Here is a 26402-nt window from a genome sequence, read left to right as displayed (position 1 = left end):
CTTGCCGTGAGATAGTAGAGCAATGTTCAGCTGGCTCTACGTCTTCATCGGCCTGCTCATCCTCGTGGGCACAATCTGCCAAGGAACCATCGGTTTCGGCCTAGGCACCATCGCCACCCCGATCTTGGCGCTGATTAAGCCGGAGCTTGTTCCCACGCTCATCCTCCTGCTGGCCTTCGTCATTTCCACCACGACGATGCTCAAGTCACGCTCGGCAGTGTCGTGGGACATTGTGGCCATTTCCTCCATCGCACGAATACCCGGCTCACTCGCGGGTGCGTGGGCGATTGCCTCGCTCTCCCATCGCGGGCTCTCCCTTTTCATTGGATGCGCCGTCATCTTTGCTATGACCTTGTCCAGCCTCGGCTGGTCACCCAAGCGCACTACGACCAACATTGCTGTCGCGGGCGCTACTTCCGGATTCCTGGGCACGTCGACCTCCATCGGTGGCCCGCCCATGGCGTTAGTGCTCAAGGGATACGACCCCACCCGTGTGCGCGGCACCCTGTCGGGCACATTCATCATCGGCTCCACCATCTCACTGGCCATCTTGGCCTTGAGTGGACAAATCACCAGCCTGCAGCTCACTGCCGCCGCGGCCTACCTGCCGGTGGCCATCGTGGGCCTCATCGCCGCCAGCTACCTCAACCGTTTCATCAACGCCACGGTGCTCAACCGCATTGTCATCGTCGTAGTTATCAGCGCGGCATTGGCGCTCATTGTTGAGGGGCTGGTTGCTGCCTAGCGTCCGCGACCTGCTGCCAGGACCACGCTCCACACTGTCCGTTCTGCCAAAGTTCGCGGCTCCGATTCAAGATCTGGCAATAATTTCGTCATCTAGGGCAGTTGGGTGGCCCCGGAAAGTCTGGCGGTTCCGGCGGCACAGGCGGCAGATACCCCAAATGCTCGCTGTACTCCCAGGGCTTTGGTTTGGGCGGCAACACTCCCTCGTGCCAAAATCCGATGAATTTGAAGTAGCGCTTCTCAAAGTCCGGATTCCTGGCATTAGCTATCTGGTCGATTACATAGTCCAGATGATGAGCCACGCAATGACCTGTGTAGCGCAGCGTTAACCACCCAATCAGAGCACCTTCGTTGTTCTTCCAGTGGTCCCGCAACCATGACTCTTGCTGGGAATGGAATTTCATCCCGTTGATTTCTACCGCGATCTTGAGCTCTGGGAGCACGATATCCCAGGTGTAGTGACCGATAACAACGTTGCACTCGACCTTGAGCCCACGCCTTTTCAGCCCCTTCGCCACTTTCACCTCCGCACCAGAATCGGTGAATAGCGCGGCTTGGTCCAGCATGCGTTGGCTTACCACAGGGATAACATTGAGTGCTTCGCGGTGACTATCCAGTCGGGCTCGTCCGGCTTTCGAGGAATAGATGGACTCAAAAACGCGAATCCCCATTTCAGGGCTCACGGACTTCATAGCGACAAGAGGATTAAGAATCCGGATCCCAGACGAGGTAACAAAGCTTTCGACGCTCACCCGCGAGTGCACATAAAAAGTCGATGCCGGCATTCTCTCCACACTGGCGAGCTTCAGTGGAAAAGTAACTGTCTCTCCAAGAAGCACCTGGGCAGCCGTTGTTCCTGTCGCCTTAAGGAATGGCCGGTGCTCCTGTAGCAGCTTCAACAGTTCTAATGGCTCGGGCCTGCCCCAGACATAGAGCCCCTTGGCCAGTCGCGTTACTTCTCCTCGGCGCACGCGAGTTGCAAGCACACCTTTAGACAGATCGCGCACAATGCCATGTCTCATGTCATTTCCCCCCGGAAGATTAAGCCCCAAGGTAACACGGTTCACCGCTGAGTGTTGCGCAGCTGCCATTGCTGCCAAAGTTATCGCTTCTGATTCAAGATCTGGCCAGAACTTTGGCAACTGGGGCAGTTTTATCCACCGCACACCAAGCGCACACCGCCCAGCGCCCAGAAGCAGACCCTAGCGAAGCGAACCCTCAATAAAACTCCGGAACCGCCGCGCAATCTGTGCAATCTCCTGCCCCGCGAAGTGCCCCGGGGACCAGGCCGCGACCAGCGGCACCCCGCCCAGGGTCTTTTCACCATCGACCACGTCGAAGCCCACCAGCCGCGGAGGCTGCAGCTCTGTCATCAGGGCCACGGCTCGGCCCGAGCGGGCCAAGGCACTCAAGGTTGCGGTGTCATCGCACTCGGCATGCGAGCCCAAGGCACAGCCGGCCGTGCCCACGAAGGAATCCACCACCCCGCGGGACACGCTGCGCCGCGAGGGCAGAGCCACCTTTTCTTGCAATAACCGTCTAACCTCCACGCTGGTCGAACCCGCACACTCCAATGCCATTGGGTGCGTCGGCGGCACCCAGGCACGCACCGGAATCGTGCCCAAAGCCAGTGAGGCCACGTCATTGCCTGGCGGGATGGTGGCAATCACCACGTCGGCGGAGCCTTCCAGCGCGTCAAAGACGTCGTAGTGCGTGACCGGGGTCGTTGTGAGCAGAGGGATAGTCTGGCCAGCGGCCTCAATAAAGGGCGCAAGCAGAGTCGAAATCGTCGTCGGCGTAGCAGCCACACGCAGTGCCGGGATACTGCCCGCGCGAAGTGCCTCCACTGCCTGCCCGGCGCGCGCAGATTCGGCGAGGAGGCGGCGGCAGGTCGGGATGAGGGCATGTGCAGCGTCGCTAAGCACTAGTGAGGACCCTGCCCGCACGAAGAGTTGCAGGTCCAGCTCTTTTTCAAAGCGCCGCAGCTGGCGGCTCAGCGCCGGCTGGGTAATACCCAGGCGCGCCGCGGCAGCGGTCACCGTGCCAGCCTCAGCCACCGCAAGGAAATATTTGGCCTTCACCATGTCCATTCCCCCACTTCTACCACGGCACATGCCTTTAGGGTATGGGTTTCCAGCTTTCTAGACATTAGACAACATGACATCAGCAAAGAATAATGAGACCACCACCACAACAACACCAGGGAGGTTTCCATGTCACATGTCGGCGCCGCTATTGCCGAATCCCTCGCCGCGCACAACGTCACCCGCGCTTTCCTCGTGCCCGGCGAAAGCTTCCTTCCCGTCCTCGACGGCCTCTACGATTCCCCCGTTAAGGCCATCGTCACCCGCCACGAAGGCGGTGCCACCTACATGGCCGAAGCCCACGGCAAGGCTACCGGCCAACCGGGCGTCGCCATGGTTACCCGCGGGCCCGGGGCGGCCAACGCCTACGTGGGCATCCACACCGCCTGGCAGGATGCCACCCCGCTCGTCCTCTTCGTGGGCCTCATCCCCACCTCCGACCGCGACCGCGAGTCCTTCCAGGAATTCGACCCCAAGGCCTGGTTCGGCACCCAGGCCAAGCAGGTCTTCGTCCTCGATGATCCCTCGCGCGCCTCCCGCGTCGTGGCCGAAGCTTTCTTCCAAGCCCAGCAGGGCCGCCCCGGCCCCGTCATCGTGGGCCTGCCGGAGGATATTCTCCACCAGGAGTACACGGGCACCATCCATCCGCCCATCCCGGTTGCGGAAGGCGCGCTTTCCGACGATCACCTGGACCTCCTCTCCCGCGAGCTGAGCCGCGCAGAGCGTCCACTCATTTTTGCCGGCGGTCCGCGCTGGACCCCGGAGGCCGCAGAGAAGATCACTCGCTTCGCCGAAGAGCACCGCATCCCGATCATTCAAGACTTCCGCGCCGCTGACCGCGTGCCTTTCGACTCCCCCGCCAACGCCGGCTGGCTCGGCTATGGGCGCGACCCACGCGCGGCACAACTTTTGGAAGCCGCCTCCCTCGTCATCGAAGTCGGTGCCGTTCTCGGTGATGTTCCCACCGATGGCTATACCTTGCGCCAGTCACCTCAGGCACGCAACATCGCGATCAATCCTGATACCAGCCTCCGCGGCCACTCCGTGGCGCTGCTAGAACACATCGTGGCGAGCCCCGTAGCCTTCGCTAACACCCTGGACCGCTTGAGCATCGAGGGCAAGGACAAGCGCGGCGAGTGGTTTGATAACGCGCACGCGAACCACCTCGACTTCGCCACTCTCCCCGAGCCAGCGGACTACCGTCCCGGAAAAGAAGGCACCGCCCACATGGAGGCCATCCTCGCAGCACTCCACGAACAGCTGCCGCAGGATCCCATCTACACCTTCGGCGCCGGAAACCACTGCATCTGGGCCCAACAATTCCTGCGCTCGCAGGTCTACCCCTCCCAGTTCAGCGTGCGCAACGGCTCGATGGGCTATTCCATCCCGGCCGCAGTAGCCACCAAACTGCAGTTCCCGGAGCGCACCGTCGTCACCATTGCTGGCGACGGCGAATACCTCATGAACGGCCAAGAGCTGGCCACCGCACTGCAATACGGCGCGCCCTTCCTCATCATCGTCATGTCCAATGGCGAATTTGGAACCATCCGCGACCACCAGAAGAAGCACTTCCCTGATCGCGTCTCCGGCACCCAGCTGGTGAACCCAGATTTCGCGGCGGTAGCCCGCGGCTTCGGCGCTCACGGTGAGCTCGTTACCGACGACTCGCAGGCACAAGAGGCAGTAGCCCGGGCCCTGCGCGCCATCGCCGAAGACGGCGTACCAGCTCTCATCAACGTCATCACTGACCAGGACCACTCCCTACCCATCGACTAGAGGAGGCTCACCATGAGCTCTACCAATACTCCCTCAACAACATCCACACCGCCCACCAGTGACCTGAAAGAGGGCGAGCACATCGTGGGCGATGGGGTCGTCGCCAAGCAGCGCCCCGCCGCCTCCACCGCATCGTGGATCATTACGCTCTTCGGCACCGCCGTAGGTGCCGGCATCCTCTTCCTGCCGCTTAACGCCGGCGGATTTGGGTTCTGGCCGCTCGTCTTCGCTACGGTTTTCATCCTTCCGCTGGTGTACTTTTCACACCGCACCTATGCGCGCATCGTTGCCGGCGCACCCAAGGAGGACCACGGCAAAGACATCCTCGAGCTGGTTTCGCAATACCTGGGCAAAGGCCAAGGAATTGGCTTCGCGGTGCTGTACTGGATCACGGTCTTTTCCACCGTCCTGATCTACGGTGTCTCCATCACCAACGCGGTGGATAGCTTCATCGTCAACCAGCTGGGCGGGCCTTCCATCGACCGCTGGCTGCTGGCCACCATCTGCGTCGGAATCATGACCGGTGGTTTCGCCATCGGCCGCAAACCTATGATTTGGCTGGCCCAAGTGCTGGTCTACCCGCTGATTATCGCCCTGGCCATCACGTCCATCTACCTCATTCCGCGCTGGGACCTGCACAGCTTCATCCATTTTGACGATGGTGCCGATGGCTGGGGCCAGATGCTCAAGGGCATCTTCCTCATCCTTCCGGTGCTGGTCTTTTCCTTCTCCCACATGGCGGCGCTTTCGCAGTTCGCCATCGACATGCAGCCGCAGTACGGCGAGAAGACCGAGAAGCGCGTCTCCCGCACGGAGTTCTACACCGCCATCCTGCTCGTCGTCTTCACCATGTTCTTCGTGTGGTCCTGCGTCCTCGCGCTCGGCGCCGACGGTATGAATGAGGCACTCGAGCAAAACATCCCGGTGCTCTCCTATTTCGCCAACGTCACGGGCACTCCGTTCATGGCTTACATGGCCCCCATCGTGGTCATCTGCGCCATCGTCTCCTCCTACTTCGGCCACATGCTCGGTACCGAAGAGGGAACGGAATACCTGCTGAAGAACGCCGCGCCAAAGCTGGCGGAAAAGGTCTCGCACCGCACGCTGCTCAACATCATTTATCTCATCGCCTTCGTGTGCACCACGCTCGTGGCGATCTTCAACCCCTCCATTATTTCGATGATTTCCGTGGTCTCCGGTGTCTTCGTGGCGTTCATCGTCTACCTGGTTCCGGTGTACATGTTCAAGAAACTGGACGTGTACAAGCAATTCCGCAATGACCCGTGGAACTACTTCGTCTTCGGCATGGGCCTGCTGATTATGGCCGTGACCATCTGGGACATGATTTAGAAAGGACGTGATTATGCTTCGTAGTGATCTCTCAAGCTTCCCCGAGTACAAGGTGGGCAAGGATTTCCCCAATGCCTTGAAGCTCTCTTCCAACGAGGTCCCCTTCCCGCCTGCCGAGGACATCATTGCCGCGGTTGCCGACGCCGCCCGCACCACCAACCGCTACCAACAGCCCGGCAGCCTAGAGCTCACCAACGCCTTGTGCAATTACCTAGATGTCCCGGCGGAAAATATCTTCGTCTCGGCGGGTTCCACGCCCATCCTGCAGGCCACCATCTTGGCTTCTTGCCAGACGGGTGATGAGGTCATCGTGCCCTGGCGCAGCTTTGAGGCTTACCCCCTCTACGTGCGCATGGCCGGCGCGGAACCGATTCTGGTCCAGCTCACGGAGGATTACCGCGTCGATCTGGAGGCAGTCCTTGCCGCCCTGACGGAGAAGACCAAGCTCATCATCCTGTGCAACCCCAATAACCCGACGGGCACCGTCATCACGCGCGGTGAATTCCGCGCCTTCATGGACCGGGTGCCCAAGGACGTCGTCGTACTGCTGGATGAGGCTTACTGGGAATACAACGACGCCCCCGATACCCCGGATTCAGTGGAGGAATACCAGCGCTACCCCAATTTGCTCGGTGTACGCACCTTCTCCAAGGCATGGGGCCTGGCCGGCATGCGCGTGGGCTACGCGGTGGCTGGCCCAGAAATCATCAATGCTCTGCAGCTGCTCTCCCTGCCGCTAACGGTGACCGCCATGGCAGAAACTGCCGCGGTGGAGGTGCTCAAGCGCCATGACGAGCTTGACGACGCCGTCGAAATCACCAAAACACAACGCGACCGCGTCTGCGCAGAACTAGGGGCCGAGAAGTCCTACGGCAACTTCGTGTGGCTGCCGCGCGCGGATGCCGCGGAGGTGGAAACGAAGATGCTCGATGAAGGCGTGGTCATCCGCCGCTACCTCGATGAGGGCGTGCGCGTGTCCATTACCGATGAAGCCGAGACTACCCAGTTCTTGGAGGCCTGGCGCCGCGCGGGCATTCAGCCCTGGCGGGGCTAAGTGGCCTCCTTTCACCCCCTCAGTCCAAGTACCCCATAAGCCAATACTGAGACAAATGACATAAAGTGCAGAACCCTTGCAATAAGTCACAATCCGCCCCATAATGGGGTGCAACCCATACACACTTCAATCATTGGAGGATGAAGCAATGTCCGGATTTCGCGTAGAAAACCCCGCTACCGGTGAGGTTCTTGAGACTTTTGACCACGCCACTGACCAGGAAATCCTGGCCGCCGTTGATGGCGCGCACGAGGCATTCCTCAGTTGGCGCGATACCCCGATCGAGGAGCGCGCCAAGCTAGTCACGCGCGTTGCCGAGCTCTTCGAAGAGCGCAAGGATGAGCTCGCTGAGATCATTGCAACCGAAATGGGCAAGCCGGTCTCCGAGGGCCTCGAGGAGGCTGAGTTCAGCGGCGCTATCTTTGCCTACTACGCCGACAACGGCCCGAAGTTCGCCGCCGACGAGGAAATCCCCGTCGAGATGGACGGCAAGGGCTACATCCAGCGCCTCCCTATCGGCACTCTGCTGGGCATCATGCCGTGGAACTTCCCTTACTATCAGGTCGCGCGCTTCGCCGCACCAAACCTGATGTTGGGCAATACCATCGTCTTGAAGCACGCCACCATCTGCCCGCGCTCCGCGCTTGCCATCCAGAAGATCATGGATGACGCCGGTGTGCCCAAGGGCGTCTACACCAACATCTTCGCAACCCATGAGCAGGCAGAGAAGATCATCGAGCACAAGGAGCTGCGCGGTGTGTCCCTCACCGGCTCCGAGCGCGCAGGTGCCGCGGTGGGTTCTCTGGCTGCGAAGAACCTCAAGAAGGCAGTACTCGAGCTCGGTGGCTCCGATCCTTACGTCATCCTCGACACCGATGACGTCAAGCAGGCAGCCAAGGATGCGTGGGAGACCCGCATGTACAACACCGGCCAGGCGTGCAACTCCAACAAGCGCCTGATTGTGATGGAGGATATCTACGACGAGTTCGTCGCTGAGCTGGTCGAGCTCGCGAAGGCCATGAAGCCGGGTACCCCGCAGGAGGCTTCCGAAACTGTCTACACCCCGTTGTCTTCGCGCAGCGCGGCAGAAAACCTCAAGGATCAGATCGACCGCACCGTGGCGGCCGGCGCCACTCTGCACGTCGGCGGCGAGCTCGTCGATGAGAAGTCTTCCTACTTCAGCCCCGCCGTGCTGACCGATGTTCCGGTTGGCTCTGATGTCTACTACGAAGAGCTCTTCGGCCCGGTGGCCACCGTGTTCAAGGTCAGCAGCGACGAAGAGGCGCTGGAGCTGGCCAACGACACCCAGTACGGCCTGGGCGGTTGCGTCTTCTCCAAGGACGTCGAGCGCGCCGAGAAGATTGCCCAGCGCCTGGAGGTCGGCATGTCCAACGTCAACACCTACGCGGCGGAGGGCGCCGAAGTCCCCTTCGGTGGCGTGAAGAACTCCGGTTACGGCCGCGAGCTCGGCCCCTATGGCATGGATGAGTTCGTCAACAAGCGCACCTACTTCGTGGCCAACTAAGGAGATTCCATGACTTCACTAGGAAACTTTGTCCTCGAGGTTCACACCGCGCTTTTCGACGGCCACGATACCTCGGTCCTGGACAAGCACTTCGCCGATAACTTTGTGGAGCACTCTCCCCTCATCGCTAATGATGCAGAAGGGCTCAAGAAATTTGTCGCGGATCTGGGCGAGGGACTGAAGTACACCAACGCCCGCGTGATTACGGATGAAGCCAACGGCCTCGTTGCTTTGCATGGTCGCTTCGACGGCATCGAGGATGAGCCCTTCGTCGGTTTCGATATTTACCGCGTCGAGGGCGACAAGATTGTCGAGCACTGGGACAACCTCGTTCCCTTGGCAGAACCGAACGCAAGCGGCCGCACGCAGCTCGATGGCGCTACCGAAATCGGTGATGAGAGCCTCACCGAGCAGAACCGAGAGTTCGTCATCGAGTTCTTCACCCGCTCGCTCATCGGCGCTGATTACTCCGGTTTCATCGAAAACACCCGCGATGATCAGTTTGCCCAACATTCCCCTGACATCGCCGATGGTGCCGAAAACTGCGTCGACTTCCTCACCAAGCTGAAGGAAGATGGCGAGGGGCTGGAGTATGAGCGCATCCACCGCACGATTGCGCAGGGACAGTTCGTTCTGACCCATTCAGAAGGCAGCATCGCTGGTGCGCGCCATTCCTATTGCGAGCTGTGGCGCGTCGAGGACGGCAAGCTCGTCGAAATGTGGGATGCCATTTCTGAGGTCCCCTCCGATGACGAGGCACTTCATAACCACGGCATCTTCTAGGCCGTAACCTCGGTTACATCATGCTGAAAGGCTGGGCCGCTCCCGACATGGAGAGCGGCCCAGCCTTTTTTTCGGCACGAACTAGAGCCAGGTCCGGGCTACAACTGCCCGTTCTGCCAAATCCCTCGCTCCTGACTCAAGATCTGGCCCGAACTTTGGCAAGTAGGCGGGGTGTCGCGTCGAAAAGCCGGATCTAAGCCCAGCCTGCCGGCACCAACCCGAGGATGGAAATGATCGAGTAGATGAAGGCCAAGACGTAGACCACGATGATGGTGCCCTGAATTAACGGGTGTGCGAGTCCGCCCACGTTCCAGCCTGGATCGCGGTCGCCCTTCTTTCGGGAGGCATGCAACAGCATCACCGGGATGACGGACATGATGGCGCCCGCAAAACCACCAGCATAGGACAACGCCGCAACGAAGCCACCGAGACCAGCAATGGAAATCACCAGTGGCGGAACAACCGTCAGCGCCACTGCCACAATGCGCTGTCCCTTCAGGCCTTCCCAGTGGAAGATGTCCAGGACGTTGCGCATGGTGGTAAAACCAATCGCCAGGAAGGAGGTCAACATGGCCGCTAGGGCAAAGATGTTGGCCAGGTAGTAGGCCACCGGACCGAGTGCCTCTCCCCAGGCGATGGTCACCACTTCGGTGACCTCCATGCCAAGGAGGCCAAGCGCGGCAAAAGGTACCAACGCCAGGGTAAAGCCGGTGATGACCATGCCCACAACGATTGCCCGCGCGGTCTCCTGCGGCTTAGCCGGATCCATACCTTGTACGAGCTCCGGAACCACATACTGTGCCAAGAAGGAGAAGACCGCCAGATTCAGAATCGGGACGATGAAGAACGGGTGCAGAACCAAAAGGTTGTCAATCTTGATTCCAGGGCCCAGAATCGTCCATCCGCAAAGGACAGCGATGATGATAGCCATTCCGGCCGTAATCGCGCCCTCGGTCCTACCCGTGGTGTGCAGACCGCGGTACATCACCCACGAGCCGAAGCCGAAGAAGATCAGCGTTCCGAGGAGTGGCGGCAGACCGAAGATGTTGTTGATCAAGTCGCCGGAACCGGCGGCATAGGCAATGAGCGCGCCGATGCCGTTAACGATGATGGCAACGAAGACCAGCCACCTGCCCCACTGCCCGAGGTAATGTTCGGCCAGTCCGGAGACTTGAAGCGTGGACTTGGTGCGCATGGCGGACTCCGCCACGTACAACATGGAAATGGTCGTGAGAGTACCGGCCACGAGCAGGGCAATGACGAGCGCAAGGAATCCGCCGTTGCGAGCGGCATAAGGAATGGAGAGGACTCCAGCGCCGATGTTGGTGCCAAAAATGAGGGCAACGCCCTGCGCAAAAGACAATGCAGGTTTGAATTCCGCCGCGGATTCATCCCTCTGCGGCACAGAAATTTTGTTGGACAAAGACTTCTCCGATGATTACTAAAACTTGTGCTCACCCAGCCAGCGCTGGGTGAGCACGTGATCTTGCCTTACTTGTATTCGTTGAACTGCTTGACAACGACCTGCAGCGCCTCACGCCACAGGTCCTCCGGGATGGCCAGGGAAGGCAGGAAGCGGATGACGTTGTGGTCCAGGCCGCAGGTCAGCAGCAGGACGCCCTCGGCCTTGGCGGCGTCGGCAATCTTGTGCACCAGCTCGGAGTCCGGCTCACCCTCAGCGGTAACGAATTCGAGGGCAATCATGGCGCCGCGGCCGCGGAACTCGGCCACGCGCTCATCGCCCAGAATGGGCTCCAGCTCCTCGCGGGCGACCTTCTCTAGGTTCTGGGCACGCGCACCGAAGTCCTTCTCTTCGAATTCCTTGAAGGTTGCCAGCGCAGCAGCACAGGCCACCGGGTTACCGGTGTAGGTACCGCCCAGGCCACCCGGCTGCGGGGCATCCATGATTTCCGCACGGCCGGTCACTGCGGACAGCGGCATACCGGAGGCAATACCCTTCGCAATGGTCACCATGTCCGGAACAATGCCCTCATGGTCGGAGGCGAACCAGGTGCCGGTGCGCATCATGCCTGCCTGAATCTCGTCGACGATGAAGACCACGTCGTTCTCGTTGCACCACTTCTGGATTGCTGCGAGGTAGCCCTCGGCCGGGACGACGAAGCCGCCCTCGCCCTGAATCGGCTCAGCAACAACGCAGGCCAGATTAGCTGCGCCGACTTCCTGCTCAATCATGGTGATGGTCTTCTTGGCGGCCTCGGCACCACTCAGGCCATCGCGCAGCGGGTAGGACATCGGTGCGCGGTAGATTTCCGGTGCGAAGGGGCCGAAGCCGTTCTTGTAGGGCGACTGCTTGGCGGTCATCGCCATGGTCAGGTTGGTGCGGCCGTGGAAGGCGCGGTCCATGACCACGACACCGCGCTTGCCGGTGTAGTTGCGGGCAATCTTCACGGCATTCTCGACGGCCTCAGCGCCGGAGTTAAACAGCGCGGTCTTCTTCGGGTGATCACCCGGGGTGACCTCGTTGAGCTTTTCTGCCACGGCCACGTAGGACTCATACGGGGACACGGTAAAGGAGGTGTGGGTGAAGTGCGCGACGGCCTCCTGAACCGCGGCCACGACGGCCGGGTTCGAAGCACCAGCGGAGGTCACAGCGATGCCGGAAGCGAGGTCGATGAAGCGGTTGCCGTCGGCGTCGGCAAGAATGCCGCCATCGGCATCCACTACGTAGCCCGGAAGTGACGGTGCCATGCCCGCGGGGAGGGCGTTCTTGCGGCGCTCATCCAGGGCGGCGCTCTTCGGGCCCGGGACCTGCTGACCCAGGTGGCGGGACTGCTCAATGTGGTACTGAAGTTCCTGCATGGTCTTCCTTTTGTGTTCGGATGAATAAGATGCCCCTTAGTGTGGCCCCAACACGCCCCGAACACTATGGACACTATGTATAAATTTTGCTCCCACTACTGTGTAGTCTGTCCACCATGTGTGAGATTTCCTTCCATTGGCTGCTCAACCAGCGCTCTCTGAGCTTGCGGAGCGTCCTTAGCGCTAAAGCCTCCTTCAACACCATCCACGCCTCCGAGCTCGCAGACCCCAGCGAGTTCACCTCCCCCGGCGCGCTCATGCTCACGTTGGGGCTTGCCTTCCAGGAGGCAGCCGAAGGATTCGAGCGCTATGTTGCGGCCCTCGCCGCGGCCGGCGTGCAGGGCATCGGCTTTGGCACCGGACTGGCCTTCAGTGAGGTTCCCGCAGAACTTATCCGCGCCTGCTCCCAGCACGACCTCACCCTCTTTGAAGTCCCGCGCGCCACCCGATTCGTTTCCATCACCACGGCCGTGGCTCAAGAACAGGCCCGCTTGGACAACAACGCGCACTTTGCACTCCACCGCCAGCAAGAGCGCCTCAACCAGGCGGCGGCCACGAGCATCGGCGCACTTATCGCACAGGCTGGCAAGGAACTTGGCGCCGCAGTGGCGGTGGCCAGCTCCTCCGGGGCCGTAGTCAGCCGCAGCGATCGCGGCCAGCTCAGTGCGGCCGACGCCGCGGTGGAGGCCACGGAGCAGACGGGGCGGGAAACGGGGACGTCGACAAGCACTGGCGCTACCATCACCAGCATCTTCGGCTCGGCGGGACGGCGCTGGGCCATCGCGGTAACGCGTGCAGAAAAATTCGATTCCTACTCTCGGGCGCTCATTCGGCACCTCGCGGGTCTGGCCAGCCTGCTCTTGGACCACCCAGACACCACTGCGCACACAATCCTCGGCGCTTTGGCACTCGACGCCCAGCTCGCCGGTGTGAACTCCCCCGCTCTGCAGGCGGCCTTTCACGTGGTCGATAGCCATGACCTCGTGGATGTTCTGTTTCTCACGGCGCCGTCCCCCGCACGCCTCGCCCGCGCATTGAATGAGATCGGCAGGACCGAGCCGCTTAGCTTTGTCCGCCCGGAACATGATTCAGCGCTCGTCGTGCTCCCACCGGGCACCGCGCACTCGGAGTTCCTCGGGAAGCACACACGCCACCTCCGGGCATCCCATCTGCGGCACATCCAATGGCAGGCGCTCACCCCGGCGCTTATATCCTCGCTCCACAACCACGCACGCAGCCTCCCACTCGGCACGGTGGCGCCTTTTGACTCCGCCGCCCCCACGTGGTTGGCAGAACCCGGAGTACCCGAGGCTCTCGCCGCTCGGCGCACCGCCACGGTCAACCGCTTGGCCGAACACGATGCGCAGCACAATACAGAGTTGCTCGCTACTTTGCGTGCCTTCCTCGTGGGCAACGCCAACCTGGCCACCGCCGCCGCGGAGCTGGGGGTTCACAGGCACACCGTGCGCGCTCGGCTGGATAAAGTGGAGCAACTCTGCGGTGTGGACTTGGCCAACCCTGTAACCCGCGCGGAGCTTCTCTTACTCAGTATTGACTCTTAGCTGAGCTTTAAGGCCTCAATCCGGAACGCTGACCCCGAGGATGAGCAGCTCCGCCGCCACGAGAGGATCCTTGAGGTCGACTTCGAGGAGATCCTCCAAGTCCGCGATGCGCTTGCGCACGGTATGCCGATGCGATTGCAGCTCCTCAGCGGTACGGCTCACGTGCCCACCCGCACGCAGATAGACCTCCAGGGTTTCCGCCAATTCGGTACCGTGCTCCGCGTCGTACGCGCGCACCTTGCCCCAGGTTTCTTCGGCGCGGTTGTGCACCGCCCCCTTGACCCTGGGATCCCTGGTCCAGCTCAACGTTCGCGATTCTGGCCCCGCCAACATTCCTGGCTGCAACCCAAAGGCGAAGGATTCTAGTTCACGGACAACTCCCACTCCCAGCTCGGCCCATGGCATGGGTTGCCCCACGACGATGCGCTTGCTTCCGCGAATATCACGCAACAAGTCTTGCAAGTTCTTCATCGAACGGCTTCCCCTAAAGAGCAGAAGGCTGGAGGATTTATCCAGCGCGTACTCGAAAAGCAAGCGCCCGTGATCCTGCAGGCGGGCATCCAACGCCTGAATGAAGCGCTGGTGGGCACGCTCCCCCTCAGATTTCACCAACACCGGCCGCACCCTTCCCTGTGCGTCTCCCACCATATGGAAGATTCGGCGCATAGGATCTTCCGGTTGATCCATGCCTAACTGAATAGCCATGGCCATGGAGTTGAGTTCGTTTTGGGTGCGCCGCAGCTCCTGCGGGCGCTTCACCATAAGTTCTGCGAGACCTGCGGCTTGCTTGAGCAGCGCACGCTCGTTCACACCGAAACTCTCACGCGCCACCGCCAGCAGCCCGAAGGAGCGCGCACCGTGGTCGGCCAAACGCTGGGCCAAGACATTCCATCCTCCCACGCGGCGTGCGGCGTAGAAGTTCTGAGCGCGGGTATCGGCAATCACCGGAGCCCAGTCCACTGGGGGCAGGCCGGGGTGACTCGACTGCGCGAAGACCCGCCCATCCTTATCCACGAGGCAACAGTGCGCACCCAAAAGTCGGCCGGTCTTGTCCACGAGGGCGTCCAGGCCGGCCACGGCGGCGTCGTTCAGCGCACCCTGCTGGGCAATGAAACGCTCCAGCCCTTCCTCGCGCTGTCGTTGCAGCTCGTCGTGCAAGCGCGCGAGCACCGAGACGAAGGGAACGCGCAGCGCCACCGTGAAGAGCGAAATATCGCATTCCCGGGCGGCCTCCACCATGGCAGGCGGAACCTCGGCGAAGGCGAGGCCAACGCCGAAGCCCACCCCCGTTACCCCGCCTTCGGCCACCCTGTAGATGTACTCCGACAGCTCTTCCGGCTTTCCTTCAAAGGCCATGCCGGTAAGCAGGATGACCACCCCGGAACCCACAAACTCAAGGGGATCGTGCAGCTCACACGGGTGCATCACAGAAAAAGGGCGCCCACAATCGTGGAGGATTTCTATCCCCAGATCGGGTTGATTAGCCAACCATCTCAGGGAAACGCTCCCCTCTTCCAGCCCGACCGCTACCCCCGTATCCATTGTGGACAATTTCTCACCATTCTTTCACCCAGTTGTCTATGGCCCTCATGAAGTTTAGCCGCCAGAATGACCCACGTCATAAAAAATTCCGAGTATTAAGGAGCAGACAGCATGCAGGACCTCAAGCACCGCCTCCCCCAGGAGCGGAATGTCTCCACCGCAATCCCTGGCCCCCGCAGCCAGGAGCTGAATGCCGCCCGCGAAGCAGACGTCGCCGCTGGCGTCATCCCGGGCTACCCCTCCTACATCGCTGATGGTGACGGTGGCGTGCTTGTCGACGTCGACGGCAACACCATCGTCGACTTCGCATCCGGCATCGCCGTGACCTCCGTCGGCGCCTCCAACCAGCGCGTTGCCAAGGCCGTCGCCGAGGCCGCCAGCCACCTCACCCACACCTGCTTCCTCAACGCTCCCTACCAGGGCTTCGTTGATGTCTGCAAGAAGCTCAACGAGCTGACCCCGGGCACCCACGAGAAGAAGACCTGCCTCTTCTCTACCGGCGCGGAGGCAGTAGAGAACGCCATCAAGATCGCTCGCCGCTACACCGGCAAGAACCGCGTTGTGGTCTTCGACGGCGCCTTCCACGGCCGCACCAACCTGACCATGACCATGACCGCCAAGAACAAGCCGTACAAGCAGGGTTTTGGCACCCTAGCCGCTGATATCTACCGCGCGCCGATGTCCTACCCGCTGCGCGACGGCCTCGACGGCAAGCAGGCCGCACAGCGCACCCTGCGCTACATCGAGCAGTACGTCGGCACCGAAGAGCTGGCCGCCGTCATCATCGAGCCGGTTCAGGGCGAGGGCGGCTTCGTTGAGCCGGCCAAGGGCTTCCTCCCAGCACTGCAGGAATGGTGCACCGACAACGGCGTCGTCTTCATCGCCGATGAAATTCAGGCCGGCATCTGCCGCACTGGCTCCTGGTTCGCCTGCGACGATGAGGGCATCATCCCGGACCTCATCACCACCGCCAAGGGCGTGGGCGGCGGCATGCCGCTGTCCGCTGTGACCGGCCGCGCTGAAATCATGGATGCCCCGGACCCGGGCTCCCTGGGTGGCACCTACGCCGGCAACCCGGTGGCCTGTGCCGCGTCCCTGGCAGCCTTCGAGGAGATGGAGGAACTGGATCTGGCTTCCCGCGCCCGCGAGATCGAGGCCATCATCCGCGAGGAGCTAGAGCCGCTGCTCGAGCTCACCACCGTTGCCGAGGTCCGCGGCCGCGGCGCCATGATCGCCATCGAGCTAGTCGACGACAACAACCAGCCCAACGCTGACCTCACCGCCAAGGTGGCCAAGACCTGCCGCGAGCAGGGCGTGCTCATCCTCACCTGCGGCCTCGACGGCAACGTCATCCGCCTTCTGCCGCCGCTGGTCATCAACGAGTCCACCCTGCGTGACGGCCTCCAGGTCCTGGCTGAAGCCATCCGCGCGAACTAACCCGAACCACCACCGTCTTAAAGGAGACACACCACTATGAAGATCTACGATTGCATCATCCTCGGCACCGGCTACGGCGGACTGGGCATGGGCGCCCAGCTGGTCCGCGACGAGCAGAAGGACTTCCTCATCCTCGAGGCAGCCGACGAGGTCGGCGGCGTCTGGCGCGACAACACCTACCCGGGCGCTGCCTGCGATACCCAAGCTCTGATCTACTGCTACTCCTACTTCCTCAACCTCGGCGTCTCCCGCATGTTCGCCGGCCAGGACGAGATGCAGGGCTATCTCAAGGCTCTCGCCGAGGAGTTCAACCTCTACGATCACATCAAGTTCAACCACCGCATCACCAACGCCGAGTGGAAGGAAGACCTCAAGGCGTGGGAGATCGAGGCCAACGGTGAGACCTACTACGGCCGCGTCTTTGTTGGTGCGTGGGGCCAGCTCTCCAAGCCGAAGATCCCGAACTCCCCGAACCGTGAGGCTTTCCAGGGCGTGCAGTTCCACTCCGCTGAGTGGAACCACGACGTTGACCTGGCCGGCAAGAAGGTTGCCGTCATCGGTAACGCGGCTTCCGCCGTTCAGCTGGTTCCGGAGGTAGCAAAGGAGGCGGAGAAACTCTCCGTGTTCCAGCGCTCCGCTAACTACATCCTGCCGCGCAACCAGGTCATCTTCACCGATGAGGAGCTCAAGGAATTCCAGGAGAACCCGGATTCCTACCGCGCCATCCGCCAGGAGATCCACGAGGTCCGCGAGGAGGGCTTCGACCGCACCCGCAAGGGCACCGATTCCGCTGCCGAGGGTGTCGAGCAGGCCATGGAGCACCTGCGCTCCCAGGTCAACGACCCGGAGCTGGTGGAAAAGCTCACCCCGACCTTCGCCTTCGGTTGCAAGCGCATCCTGCGCTCCGATGACTTCTACCCCACCTTCAACCGTGACAACGTGGAGCTCATCACCGCCGGCATCGAGAAGTTCACCGAGACCGGCATCCGCACCGAGGACGGCGTCGAGCACGACTTCGACGTGGTCATCTACGCCACCGGCTTCCACTCCCAGGAATTCCAGGGCGACCTGCCGATTGCTGGCCGCGATGGCGTCGACCTGCGCGAGCGCTGGGGCAACTCCCCGGAGGCTTACCTGGGCATGACCGTGGATGGCTTCCCGAACTTCTTCATGCTCTACGGCCCGAACACCAACCTCAACCACCACTCCGTGGTGGCCATGCTCGAGGCGCAGGACCGCTACATCTCCCAGGCAGTTGCCTACCTGCGCGAGAACCCGGAGGCGGCCCTCGACGTGAAGAAGAACGTCATCGACGAGTTCAACACCCGTATCCAGAAGGAACTCGAGGCATCTGCGTTCTCCGCTGACTGCTCCTCCTGGTACAAGAACGAGGAAGGCCGCGTCATCAACAACTGGTCCGGCAACGTCGCCGAGTACTACGAGCTCACCGACAAGCTCGAGCTCAACGACTACGAGCTGGTCTAGGAGGTAGTTCACAATGCACACTCTGCACGACGAATTTTCCGGGCGCCCCGTCGCTGAGGATGCGTGGAAGGCGCTGAAACCTTTCCGCGATGGTGGGGCAAAGTCCTTCCATAACTTCCCCATCCCGCAGGTGCGTGAGAACTACGTAGCCTCGGCCCACGCCAACCCGCTCCACGAAGAGAAGGAACCCGCGACCACGGATTTCCAGGTCGACCAGTTTCAGGTTCGCCTCTACGACCCCCGCCCGGAGGCGGAGCGCGGCCAGGAGACTCCCGCAGTGCTCTACATGCACGGCGGTGGCTGGCTTATGGGCAACCTGGAGACCCACCACTCTTCGGTACGCCGTATCGCGGTGTTGACTGGCCTCCCGGTCGTTGCTGTGGACTATCGCCTGGCCCCGGAGCACACCTACCCGGCAGCTATCGACGATTGCCGCGCCGCCTACCGCTGGCTGTCCGACTCCTCGGCTGAGCATGGCCTGACCGTGACCTCCATCGCGGTGGCTGGTGACTCGGCCGGCGGCCAGCTCGCAGCCACCCTGGCGAACGAGTTTGTGGGCGAGGAGAACGCTGCCAACCTCAGCTCCCAGATCCTGCTTTACCCGATCACGGATTGCTCTCGCGAGCGAACTGAGAACGGTGCCTCCTACAAGCGCCTGGAAGAGGGCTTCCCGCTGGCATCGGACACCATGCGCTGGTTCATCGATACCTTCGTCACGGAGGAATCGCAGCGTACGGCCACGGATCTCTCCCCACTGTTGCTGGAAGAGCTCCCGGAGGGTCTGCCCCCGTCACTCGTCATCACGGTGGATAACGATCCGCTGGCAGACGAGGGCATCGAGTATGCCGGCAAGCTGGCCAAGGCTGGCGTCGACGTCACGCACAAGCACCTCGTGGGCTACCATCACGGGCTGTTCACCTCCGCCGCGGTAATTGACCGCGGTGAGGAAGAGCTCGCAGTCGTCGCCGAGTTCATCAAGGCGGTAGCAAACTAAAAGCTTCCGCTCCATCACGCACGGGGCAGGCACCTTCCCAGGCCGCCTGCCCCATTTGCATAAGTAGCTATTTCTATCCACCTAAAGTTAGGTTCACCATGCTTAAACGCTCATTCGGCATCGCGATGGCCTTCATCGGCGTGCTCGCGGGTGCCTCTTTTGCTTCCGGCCGCGAGGCCCTCCAATACTTCGTTGCTTTCGGCAACATGGGCATCGTCGGTGCCATCGTAACGGCACTGGCCATGACCATCTCCGGTATCACCATTCTCCAACTAGGCTCCTATCACCGCGCCAAGGAGCACACCTCCGTCTTCAACGCGGTGTCCACCCCCATCGTGTCGAAGGTCCTCGACTTCGCCACGCTGACCTGTCTGTTCTGCATTGGCTTCGCCATGTTCGCCGGCGCCGGCGCCAACCTCAACCAGCAGTGGGGCTGGCCGGTGTGGATCGGCGCGGTCCTCATGCTCGTGCTCACGCTGCTAACCGGCCTACTCGATGTGGACAAGGTAACCATCGCCATTGGCGCTATCACCCCGTTCATCATCATTCTGCTGACCATCGGCACAGTCTACACCGTGCTCACCTCCAACCCAGATTGGTCGCATCTTAACGAGCAGGCACAGCAGCTTCCGACGACGCTACCGAACTGGTGGGTCTCTGCCATCAACAACCTGGGCCTGAACGTCATCGTGGTGGTCTCCATGATGATCGTCATCGGCGGCAACTTCCTCGATGCCAAGGAGGTGGGCTACGGCGGCATTCTCGGCGGCGCATGCTTCCTCTTCCTGCTGGCGGTCCTGGTCGGGGGACTCTACGTCTCCGTGGGCCCGATCACCGAGGCTGAAATGCCAACGCTGGCCATGATTGAGCAGATTCACCCGGTGCTCGGTATCGCCATGTCCGTCGCCATCTACGGCATGATTTATAACACCGCGATTGGTATGTTCTATGCCTTTGCCAAGCGCCTCACCCGCGGCAAGCCGCAGAACTTCTACAAGGTTTATGTCATCTCCGTGCTCATCGGCTTCGTGCTTTCCTTCATCGGCTTCTCCAACCTCATCGGCTGGGTCTACCCGATTCTGGGATACATGGGCATTGCCATCATGTTCATCATCGGCTTCGCATGGTTGAAGAACCGCAAGGACCTGCAATCTGAGGCCGACCTGCGCCGCCGCGCGCGTGAGCTACTCAAGAAGCGCTTTGAGAATGACAACCACCTCTCCGATGAGGAGGCTCGTGAGCTGGTGGCCATCGCTCGCAACTCCTCCATCCCGGAATCTGACTTCATCAAGGAGATCATGACCGAGGTTGATTCCGAGGACATTCCGGAAGAGCTGCAGATCGGTGACGGCAAGCTCCACGCACTGATTACCGGCAAGCCCATCCCGCGTACCAAGAAGAAGGTGTAGCCCTCTCCACTCCTCCCCCCACTCTCTACTCTCTCGTCTCCTCTGCGCCCCCGTATCCAGCCGCTTAGCGCTGCATGCGGGGGCGCAATGCTTTCCACAGCGCCCAGAGGACCAGGTCCGCATCGGAGAAGCGGACTCGTTCCCCCAGTGCTTCCAGCCGGTGCCGGACCGTATTGGAATGCACGCCCACGGCCTTCGCCGCCCGGGCCACGGAAAACCCTTCAGCCTCGTAGGCATTAAAAATCTCTTCGCCGTCCTTGATGGAGCCGATCGCGCGGTCGAGCTCCCCCACCGCATCTTCGAGGCCGCGCTGGCCCAGGTAGGCCGCTGCCTTCTCAATGGCGCTGCACTGAGAGAACTCCACGCTTTGCAGGTGCAAGGAGTGCTTCCGATCCACCACGACGGCAGCCAGCAAAGCCTGCCGCCACGCCTGCGGGCCCTGCTCGACGGTGTCGAAGGCATCGGAAAGCCCCACTGAGCCGAAGAGCACGTCCGCGATCTTTGGCTCGGTACCCGATTGCGTCGTCAGCACGCAGGTACGGCCAGCCACATAGCCCAACACCAGCGGCACGCCAGCGTCCTGGGCCACGGCGAAGGCCTTGTCGCGCACATCGCTGCGGTAGGAATCCTTCACAGAGTCGGAGACAATGAGCCGCATCTTCGCATGCTCTGAAAATCCCCGTCTACGCAAGGTCGTGGCCACCTCCTCCCTATTCGAGTTCTCATCACACAAGGCCACCAACAACGCGCTGGATTCGGCGACGTGGTTGCGCTGAATGTTTCGCTGCGCCAGCAAGGAGGCGGTAAGCAGCTCCTCCAATGCCGCAAAGCTAGGGTCATCGAAGTCTGCGTCCTGACTGGTCTGCCTCCCTCGGATCAACCAATAACCATGGTCGAAGGAAGGGCTTTCGCCAGCAATGTCGAGCCACCGGGCAAAGACCTTCCAGCGCCCGACGTGCAATGTAGTAGTGCTGTGGTTAGTGACCACCGATAGGGAACGGGCAATACTGCGCGCGGGAAGCTCGCCGGCTGCCGCAATGACCCGCCCATCGACGCTCAAGAGCAGCAGGGAATCCCCGCTAAACCGGGCAAAGCGCGCGAGAATCTCAGATTCCGGAGCCGGATTAACCAGACCCGGGCTTAGCTGCCCAATGGTGCTCAGCTTCCGCCAGGAGGCAAGGTTGGGCTGGCGCCGAAGCAGCTCATCCACGGCGCGGCGAATGTCTTGGCGCGTCACCCCTCCGGTGCCGTACAAGAGGGCCACGCTGCCATCCACCGAGTCCAGAATTTCCTGCTCATCAAACTCAGACTCAAGGAAGACCACACCGGCGGCATCCGCGAGACGGCGCTGAATGGCGCGGGGCGTTCCCTCCTCTCGGGGCAAGACCAGCCAGCCTGTCACGTCGCCATCGCCCTCAGCACACAATCCCACAAAATCTTCGCCTTCGGGAGCTTTATTAACGCGGCGCAACCGCGGCTCCATCACGACGAGATCGGCGATGCGCAACACCGGACCTTCTTGTGACGCCACTTAACCCTCCGGGAAATAGTGTCCTATCTTACTTTTAATCAGGTAATTCTAGCGGCCTTCAGCCTGGCTTTTTGGAGTTTCCTCCACCTATTTCCACCTCAATTCACCATTTCTCCATTGCCGGCTTCCGGGAAGCATATGAAGATTCCTTCCAACCGAATTCACTAGCCTTTGAAAGAGAGGTCCACACCATGACGGAGACCAAGCCATTTCGCGTATCCGTTGACGTCGGCGGAACGTTCACCGACGTCGCGATCGTTAACACCGACACCCACGAGCTGTCGGTAGCGAAGGTCCCCTCCACCCCGGATGACCCGATGAAGGCGGTGATGAACGGCCTCAAGTCGGCCGACGTCCAGCTCAACCAGGTCGAGGTGTTCTCCCACGGCACCACGGTGGCCACCAATGCGCTGATCCAGCGCCGCTTCCCACCCGCAGCGCTCATCACCACGAAGGGCTTCCGCGATGTCTTGGAGATTCGTGACGGCACCAAGGATGAGCTCTGGGACGCCTACAAGGACGTTGCCGAGCCCTACATCCGCCGCCGCGACCGCTACGAGGTAGAAGAGCGCATCGACTTCGATGGCGCGGAGGTCACCCCACTCGATGAAGCAGAGGCACGCCGCATCGCCGGTATTCTGCGCCGAAAGAAGATTGAGACCGTGGCGATCTGCTTCATCAACTCCCACGCCAACGCCTCCCACGAGGAGCGCATGGCGGAGATCCTGCGCGAGGAGCTTCCCGACGCCGCCATCTCCACCTCCTCCGAAATCCTCCCAGAGATCTTCGAGCACGACCGCTTCTCCACAACCGTCGCCAATGCGGTCCTGGCGCCGCTGGTCTCCGGCTACGTCAACCGCCTGTCCCGCCAGCTGGAGGAAGGCGGCTACGACGGCGACCTGCTACTCCTCCACTCCGGCGGCGGTTCCATGACCCCGGAGATGGTTTCCCGCTACCCGGTCCGCTTGGCCGCCTCGGGTATTGCTGCAGGCGCCATTGCGGTGCAGGACATCGCCACGCGCTGCGGCTACTCCAACGCGATCGGCCTGGAGATGGGTGGTACCTCCACCGATATCGCCTTGGTCTACGAAGGTGATATTCGCATTACCAAGCAGTGGCAGGTCGAGTACGGCTTCCCCATCTGCTTCCCGTCCATTGAGGTGGGCACCATCGGCGCGGGTGGCGGTTCGGAAGCTTGGATCGATGAGGCAGGATCCCTGCGCAATGGCCCACAGTCGGCCGGTGCGGATCCGGGACCGGTCTGCTACGAGCGCGGCGGCACCGAGGCCACGAATACCGATGCCAACGTCACCCTCGGCCGCCTCGGCACAGAGCTCATCGGTGGCGCGCTGAAGCTGAACCCGGATGCCGCGCGCGAAGCCGTCAACAAGACGGTCGCGGAACCCCTCGGTCTCGATACCGAAACCGCCGCGGAGAACATCGTGCAGGTGGCCAACGCCAACATGGCCGACGCCGTTCGCCTGCTGTCCATCCGCCGCGGCTATGACCCGCGCGATTTCGTCCTCGTTGTCGGCGGCGGCGCCGGCGCACTGCACGGTGCCGAGGTTGCTCGCGACCTCTCCATCCCCACCGTCGTGGTCCCGCCGCACCCGGGCGTGACCTCCGCGCAGGGCTGCCTGCTCGTGGACATCCGCCACGACATCACCAAGATGTACCAAGCCCCCGTGGACGAAGTGGACACTGCGGACCTGCGCAAGGAATTCCAGGCGCTTATCTCCGAGGCCCGCGAGCGCCTCCACAAGGAGCATGTCCCCGAGGAGCGCATGAAGTTCAAGCTGACCGCTTCCATGCGCTACCGCGGCCAGTGGCGCTCCCTGACCGTAGAGATTCCGGAATCCGATAACCCGCTGGATGATGCCGTGGCCATGTTCCATGACGAGCACGAGCGCGAGTACTCTTTCGCCGACCGCGAGGGCGCCGTGGAGTTCTACCAGATTGGCCTCATCGCCATCGGTGAGCTGGAGAACCCGCCCTTCAAGCATTACGAGGTTGAAGAGCACGAAGCAGAGCTTCCGGAGACGACCCGCCCGGTGTACTTCTCCGCCCACGGCGGCTGGGCCGATGTCCCGATTTACCACCGCCCGGATTTGAAGGCTGGTGCGAAGCTCAACGGCCCCGCCATCATCGATCAGTTCGACGCCACCACCGTCATTCCGCCAGGAGACCGCGCAGAAATTGATGAGTGGTCCAACATCCGCATCCACATCGGCAAGGCCACCAACGCCTAAGACTCTCGCCTTAAGACTCTCCTTTGAAAGGAATCGACATGACTACAACCCAGACACAGTCGCAGACGCAGAATAAGTCCTCGTCCAACCGCCGTTCACTCGATCCGGTGACCTTCGAGGTGCTCAAGAACGCCTTCGCCACCTCGGTCAACCTCATGTCCGAGCAGATTCTGCGTACGTGCTACTCCTTCGTTATCTATTCACGCGACTTCTCCTCCGCGCTGTGCGACGCCGAGGGCAACACCGTCATGCAGGGTGACCAGGACATTGCCGTGCACGTGGGCACGCTGCACTTTCAGTGCCAGGCCGTGCTCAAGGAATTTGGGGATGACATCCACGAAGGCGACGTCTTCGCCATCAATGACCCTTACCAAGGCGGCACGCACATGAACGACGTGTCCTTCCTGCGCCCCATCTTCTACGAGGGCACCCTGCTGGCCTTCGCGCAGAACAAGGGCCACTGGGCGGATGCCGGCGGCTCCGTCCCGGGTTCTTTCGATGTTTCCGCCACCAACTACTACACCGAGGGCCTGCGTATTACTCCGGTGCGCGTGTGGTCCAAGGGCGTGTTCCTCAAGGACGTCGCCAAGCTCCTGGCGGGCAACACCCGTAGCCCCGAGATCGTCATGGGTGACCTCAAGGCCCAGGCTGAGGCCACCGCTGTTTGTGAGCGCGAAATCCACCGCCTCGTGGACAAGTACTCGGTCGACATCGTGCGCACCGCGCTGCGTGAGGTCCAGGATTACGTGGAAGACATCGTCAGCGCCCGCGTCGCCGAGCTTGACGACGGCGAGTGGTCGACCGTCGACTACATCGACCTCGACCCGGCCAAGGAAGAAGGCCTCGTGCCGATTAAGGTCACGATGCGCATCAAGGGCGGGCGCCTGTCCTACTCGCTGGATGGCTCCGCACCAGCTGTGGCCAGCTTCCTCAACGCGGGCTATGGTTCCGCGTTCTCCGGAATCGTCGCCGGTACCAAGACCTTCTTCCCCGACGTGCCGCTGAACTCCGGCCTCTACCGCGCCATGGATATCGACCTCGGCCCCGAGGGAACCGTGGTCAACGCCGGCATGCCGCACGCGGTGACCGGCTTCTGTTCCGGCCCCTTCGAGAAGATCATGAACGCCGTCTTCGAGCTGTGGTCCCAGCTCATGCAGGAGCGCGCCATGGCCTGCGCCTTCAACCTGGAATACCTCCTCATCGGTGGTTGGGATACGCGTGATGCGAAGAAACCGCAGGATAAGGGCGAGTTCTTCATGTGGTACGACTGGATGGCCGGCGGCTGGGGCGGCCGCGTCGACCGCGATGGTTCCTCTGCCACCGCTCCGGTCTTCGGCCCGGGACTAGCGGTCCAGCCGGTGGAAGGCCAGGAGCGCCTCTCCCCGGTTCTCACCAGCCACCACGCGCTGGTCACCGACTCGGCTGGCCCCGGCAAGTTCCGCGGCGGCGTCGGCGTATCCAAGGGCGGCGTGCTCACGGATGCGAACCAGACGGTGATGAGTTACTGCTGTGACCGTTCCCGTTCGGTCACCTGGGGCATCGACGGCGGCTTGCCCTCCATCCCGCAGGGCGTGTGGCTCAACCGTGGAACCCCGGATGAGCAGTACCTCGGCGCGCTCTTCTCCAATGTTCCGGTGGGCCCGGGCGATACCTTCGAGCGCCCGTCTGCTGGTGGCGGCGGCTTCGGTGATGCGCTGGAGCGTGACCCGAGGGCCGTGCTGGAGGACGTCATCGACGGCTATGTCTCCGTGAACCGTGCCGCAAAGGATTATGGCGTGGTCATCCGCCCCATCGACCCCGAAATCGATGAGTATGAGCTCGATGAGGAGGAAACCAAGAAGCTGCGCGAGGAGCTGCGCTCCACCCGCCTGGACAAGCTGGCGGAGTCCCCGGAGTCCGTGGCAGAGCGCTACAACGCCGGCGAGCTGGACCAGCTCGACCTGGTCCGCCACTACGGCGTCATCCTCGACTGGTCAACCGGTGAGCTCCTGCCCACCACCACCCAGCAGTACCGCGAGCAGATGACCAAGCGTTCCTCCTCCCACTGGAAGTAGGTA

General features: G+C 61.7%; 19 protein-coding genes. 13 read left to right on the top strand and 6 right to left on the bottom strand.

Going from position 1 to position 26402, the window contains the following annotated elements; genetic code table 11:
* Positions 1-22 precede the first annotated feature (22 nt).
* Entirely contained in the window at positions 23-745 is a 723-nt protein-coding gene (locus HMPREF2978_RS02005) for a sulfite exporter TauE/SafE family protein (RefSeq protein WP_070743862.1), read from the top strand.
* Between the two features lie 88 nt (positions 746-833).
* Here the strand turns inward: HMPREF2978_RS02005 and HMPREF2978_RS02000 are convergent, their stop codons facing one another.
* Together HMPREF2978_RS02000 and HMPREF2978_RS01995 are read right to left on the bottom strand one after the other, a co-directional pair.
* Positions 834-1886: an endonuclease domain-containing protein gene (locus tag HMPREF2978_RS02000; protein ID WP_143342256.1), complete on the bottom strand. Its 1053-nt coding sequence runs from the start codon at positions 1884-1886 to the stop codon at positions 834-836.
* A gap of 60 nt (positions 1887-1946) precedes the next feature.
* Positions 1947-2828, bottom strand: a complete 882-nt coding sequence (locus HMPREF2978_RS01995; RefSeq protein WP_246818713.1) for a LysR family transcriptional regulator — start codon at positions 2826-2828, stop codon at positions 1947-1949.
* A gap of 129 nt (positions 2829-2957) precedes the next feature.
* Between HMPREF2978_RS01995 and HMPREF2978_RS01990 the strand changes: the two genes are divergently transcribed.
* From HMPREF2978_RS01990 to HMPREF2978_RS01970, 5 genes are all read left to right on the top strand, one after another.
* Positions 2958-4604 carry a thiamine pyrophosphate-dependent enzyme gene (locus HMPREF2978_RS01990; protein WP_070526291.1) on the top strand — a complete coding sequence of 549 codons (1647 nt, stop codon included), beginning with the start codon at positions 2958-2960 and terminating at the stop codon, positions 4602-4604.
* A 12-nt stretch (positions 4605-4616) separates the two neighbouring features.
* On the top strand, positions 4617-5954 hold the full coding sequence (locus HMPREF2978_RS01985) for an aromatic amino acid transport family protein (RefSeq protein ID WP_070526294.1): 1338 nt from the start codon (positions 4617-4619) through the stop codon (positions 5952-5954).
* Positions 5955-5967: 13 nt separating this feature from the next.
* Positions 5968-7008, top strand: coding sequence for a histidinol-phosphate transaminase (locus HMPREF2978_RS01980; RefSeq protein ID WP_070526297.1), 1041 nt, complete (start codon positions 5968-5970; stop codon positions 7006-7008).
* Positions 7009-7156: 148 nt separating this feature from the next.
* Positions 7157-8533, top strand: coding sequence for an NAD-dependent succinate-semialdehyde dehydrogenase (locus HMPREF2978_RS01975; RefSeq protein WP_070512293.1), 1377 nt, complete (start codon positions 7157-7159; stop codon positions 8531-8533).
* 9 nt (positions 8534-8542) lie between these two features.
* Entirely contained in the window at positions 8543-9316 is a 774-nt protein-coding gene (locus tag HMPREF2978_RS01970) for a nuclear transport factor 2 family protein (protein WP_070743860.1), read from the top strand.
* 193 nt (positions 9317-9509) lie between these two features.
* On the opposite strand, the gene HMPREF2978_RS01965 is transcribed toward HMPREF2978_RS01970, so the two are convergent.
* Both HMPREF2978_RS01965 and gabT (HMPREF2978_RS01960) read right to left on the bottom strand, forming a co-directional pair.
* The gene (locus tag HMPREF2978_RS01965; RefSeq protein WP_070743858.1) at positions 9510-10739 is read right to left on the bottom strand and encodes an aromatic amino acid transport family protein; all 1230 of its coding nucleotides are present in this window, start codon (positions 10737-10739) and stop codon (positions 9510-9512) included.
* Positions 10740-10807: 68 nt separating this feature from the next.
* Positions 10808-12136: a 4-aminobutyrate--2-oxoglutarate transaminase gene (gabT, locus tag HMPREF2978_RS01960; protein WP_070743856.1), complete on the bottom strand. Its 1329-nt coding sequence runs from the start codon at positions 12134-12136 to the stop codon at positions 10808-10810.
* 116 nt (positions 12137-12252) lie between these two features.
* On the opposite strand from gabT (HMPREF2978_RS01960), the gene HMPREF2978_RS01955 reads away from it, so the two are divergent.
* Entirely contained in the window at positions 12253-13698 is a 1446-nt protein-coding gene (locus HMPREF2978_RS01955; protein WP_070743854.1) for a PucR family transcriptional regulator, read from the top strand.
* A gap of 15 nt (positions 13699-13713) precedes the next feature.
* On the opposite strand, the gene HMPREF2978_RS01950 is transcribed toward HMPREF2978_RS01955, so the two are convergent.
* The gene (locus tag HMPREF2978_RS01950; protein ID WP_371326353.1) at positions 13714-15126 is read right to left on the bottom strand and encodes a helix-turn-helix domain-containing protein; all 1413 of its coding nucleotides are present in this window, start codon (positions 15124-15126) and stop codon (positions 13714-13716) included.
* Between the two features lie 225 nt (positions 15127-15351).
* On the opposite strand from HMPREF2978_RS01950, the gene gabT (HMPREF2978_RS01945) reads away from it, so the two are divergent.
* The 4 genes from gabT (HMPREF2978_RS01945) to HMPREF2978_RS01930 all read left to right on the top strand — a co-directional run bounded on the left by gabT (HMPREF2978_RS01945) (position 15352) and on the right by HMPREF2978_RS01930 (position 20565).
* Positions 15352-16677, top strand: coding sequence for a 4-aminobutyrate--2-oxoglutarate transaminase (gene gabT, locus HMPREF2978_RS01945; RefSeq protein WP_070743850.1), 1326 nt, complete (start codon positions 15352-15354; stop codon positions 16675-16677).
* A gap of 36 nt (positions 16678-16713) precedes the next feature.
* The gene (locus HMPREF2978_RS01940; RefSeq protein WP_070743848.1) at positions 16714-18162 is read left to right on the top strand and encodes a flavin-containing monooxygenase; all 1449 of its coding nucleotides are present in this window, start codon (positions 16714-16716) and stop codon (positions 18160-18162) included.
* Positions 18163-18175: 13 nt separating this feature from the next.
* Complete coding sequence (locus tag HMPREF2978_RS01935) at positions 18176-19156, top strand: alpha/beta hydrolase (RefSeq protein ID WP_070743846.1); 981 nt, start codon at positions 18176-18178, stop codon at positions 19154-19156.
* Between the two features lie 98 nt (positions 19157-19254).
* Positions 19255-20565 carry a YkvI family membrane protein gene (locus HMPREF2978_RS01930; protein WP_070743844.1) on the top strand — a complete coding sequence of 437 codons (1311 nt, stop codon included), beginning with the start codon at positions 19255-19257 and terminating at the stop codon, positions 20563-20565.
* Positions 20566-20629: 64 nt separating this feature from the next.
* Here the strand turns inward: HMPREF2978_RS01930 and HMPREF2978_RS01925 are convergent, their stop codons facing one another.
* Complete coding sequence (locus HMPREF2978_RS01925; protein WP_070743842.1) at positions 20630-22096, bottom strand: helix-turn-helix domain-containing protein; 1467 nt, start codon at positions 22094-22096, stop codon at positions 20630-20632.
* Positions 22097-22287: 191 nt separating this feature from the next.
* Here HMPREF2978_RS01925 and HMPREF2978_RS01920 point away from each other — a divergent pair, with 191 nt between their 5' ends.
* Together HMPREF2978_RS01920 and HMPREF2978_RS01915 are read left to right on the top strand one after the other, a co-directional pair.
* Positions 22288-24345 (top strand): hydantoinase/oxoprolinase family protein, encoded by a 2058-nt coding sequence (locus tag HMPREF2978_RS01920; RefSeq protein WP_070526335.1) that lies wholly within the window; start codon positions 22288-22290, stop codon positions 24343-24345.
* Positions 24346-24383: 38 nt separating this feature from the next.
* Positions 24384-26399: a hydantoinase B/oxoprolinase family protein gene (locus HMPREF2978_RS01915; RefSeq protein WP_070743840.1), complete on the top strand. Its 2016-nt coding sequence runs from the start codon at positions 24384-24386 to the stop codon at positions 26397-26399.
* The last annotated feature ends 3 nt before the right edge of the window (positions 26400-26402 follow it).

Origin of the sequence: Corynebacterium sp. HMSC074C01, from assembly GCF_001814605.1 — a bacterium.
In the GTDB taxonomy this organism is placed as follows: Bacteria; Actinomycetota; Actinomycetes; order Mycobacteriales; family Mycobacteriaceae; genus Corynebacterium.
Note: the sequence above shows the minus strand (reverse complement) of the source record. Positions and strands in the feature narration are given on the sequence as shown.

Excerpts from the sequence above, each read along its gene's own strand:
- HMPREF2978_RS01970 (WP_070743860.1), top strand. The coding sequence starts at position 8,543 with ATGACTTCACTAGGAAACTTTGTCCTCGAGGTTCACACCGCGCTTTTC.
- HMPREF2978_RS01985 (WP_070526294.1), top strand. The coding sequence starts at position 4,617 with ATGAGCTCTACCAATACTCCCTCAACAACATCCACACCGCCCACCAGT.
- HMPREF2978_RS01940 (WP_070743848.1), top strand. The coding sequence starts at position 16,714 with ATGAAGATCTACGATTGCATCATCCTCGGCACCGGCTACGGCGGACTG.
- HMPREF2978_RS02005 (WP_070743862.1), top strand. The coding sequence starts at position 23 with ATGTTCAGCTGGCTCTACGTCTTCATCGGCCTGCTCATCCTCGTGGGC.
- gabT (WP_070743856.1), bottom strand. The coding sequence starts at position 12,136 with ATGCAGGAACTTCAGTACCACATTGAGCAGTCCCGCCACCTGGGTCAG.
- HMPREF2978_RS01930 (WP_070743844.1), top strand. The coding sequence starts at position 19,255 with ATGCTTAAACGCTCATTCGGCATCGCGATGGCCTTCATCGGCGTGCTC.
- HMPREF2978_RS01990 (WP_070526291.1), top strand. The coding sequence starts at position 2,958 with ATGTCACATGTCGGCGCCGCTATTGCCGAATCCCTCGCCGCGCACAAC.
- HMPREF2978_RS01955 (WP_070743854.1), top strand. The coding sequence starts at position 12,253 with ATGTGTGAGATTTCCTTCCATTGGCTGCTCAACCAGCGCTCTCTGAGC.
- HMPREF2978_RS01915 (WP_070743840.1), top strand. The coding sequence starts at position 24,384 with ATGACTACAACCCAGACACAGTCGCAGACGCAGAATAAGTCCTCGTCC.
- HMPREF2978_RS01980 (WP_070526297.1), top strand. The coding sequence starts at position 5,968 with ATGCTTCGTAGTGATCTCTCAAGCTTCCCCGAGTACAAGGTGGGCAAG.
- HMPREF2978_RS01995 (WP_246818713.1), bottom strand. The coding sequence starts at position 2,828 with ATGGTGAAGGCCAAATATTTCCTTGCGGTGGCTGAGGCTGGCACGGTG.
- gabT (WP_070743850.1), top strand. The coding sequence starts at position 15,352 with ATGCAGGACCTCAAGCACCGCCTCCCCCAGGAGCGGAATGTCTCCACC.
- HMPREF2978_RS01920 (WP_070526335.1), top strand. The coding sequence starts at position 22,288 with ATGACGGAGACCAAGCCATTTCGCGTATCCGTTGACGTCGGCGGAACG.
- HMPREF2978_RS01975 (WP_070512293.1), top strand. The coding sequence starts at position 7,157 with ATGTCCGGATTTCGCGTAGAAAACCCCGCTACCGGTGAGGTTCTTGAG.
- HMPREF2978_RS01935 (WP_070743846.1), top strand. The coding sequence starts at position 18,176 with ATGCACACTCTGCACGACGAATTTTCCGGGCGCCCCGTCGCTGAGGAT.